The sequence below is a fragment of the Veillonella sp. ZSJB6 genome (genome assembly GCF_051549505.1).
GTDB lineage: Bacteria > Bacillota > Negativicutes > Veillonellales > Veillonellaceae > Veillonella.
Window position 1 is genome coordinate 1 of sequence record NZ_JBPUGE010000116.1, and the last position, 253, is coordinate 253.

Here is a 253-nt window from a genome sequence, read left to right on the forward strand (position 1 = left end):
TGCAGTAATTCTGCGGCTTTGGTGACATTGTCTGCAGCTGACCTCCATGAGTCAAACACTGCCTGTTGGGCAAACGCATGCGCAGCTTCTTGTTGTTTACGGATATGATGAATAAACCCATCAGCCAATCGCTCTAGGCTTTGCCGTATGCGTTGAGTCAGAAAACACAGCAACCATAGGTGTTGCTGTGGACGCTTAAAGCGTTTTAGTTTACTGCCATAATAATCCACCATTTCACCGAAGTGTTGTTGGT

General features: G+C 46.2%; 1 protein-coding gene. It reads right to left on the minus strand.

The annotated features are described in order from the left end of the window. A partial coding sequence (locus tag ACSV5T_RS10120; protein WP_438321051.1) for a hypothetical protein occupies positions 1-253 on the minus strand: 253 nt, incomplete at both ends.